Source organism: Flammeovirga sp. OC4, assembly GCF_000812565.1.
Classification (GTDB): Bacteria; Bacteroidota; Bacteroidia; order Cytophagales; family Flammeovirgaceae; genus Flammeovirga.
Window position 1 is genome coordinate 1 of the sequence record NZ_JTAM01000173.1, and the last position, 569, is coordinate 569.

1 pseudogene is annotated in these 569 nt (G+C 47.6%); it reads right to left on the minus strand.

Features of this window, described 5'->3' with window-relative positions:
* A pseudogene (locus tag PL77_RS32185) lies at nucleotides 1–569 on the minus strand (hypothetical protein); the annotation flags it as partial.

The following is a 569-nucleotide window of genomic DNA, read 5'->3' on the forward strand; positions in this document are numbered from 1 at the left end:
GTTTCGCCTTTTAAAGATGATAACCACTCGGACTCACTGCCTTCAAAACCATTACTTAAGGCTATTGCATAAGCGGAAGAACCATCTGATCCGGCAACACCAGTCTCACCTTGCTCGCCTTGTTCTCCTTTTAAGGACGATAACCACTCGGACTCACTGCCTTCAAAACCGTTACTTACAGCTATTGCATAAGCAGAAGAACCATCAACGCCATTGGCTCCGGCAGCACCGGTCTCACCTTGCTCGCCTTGTTCTCCTTGTTCGCCTTTTAAAGACGATAACCACTCAGACTCACTACCTTCAAAACCATTACTTACTGCGATCGCATAAGCAGATGAGCCATTAATTCCATTTAAACCTGGAGCGCCGGTCTCACCTTGCTCACCCTGTTCTCCCTGCTCGCCAGTTTCGCCTTTTAAAGACGATAACCACTCGGACTCACTGCCTTCAAAACCATTACTTACAGCTATTGCATAAGCGGATGATCCATCAATACCATTGACTCCGGCAGCACCGGTCTCACCCTGTTCTCCTTGCTCGCCAGTTTCGCCTTTTAAAGATGATAACCA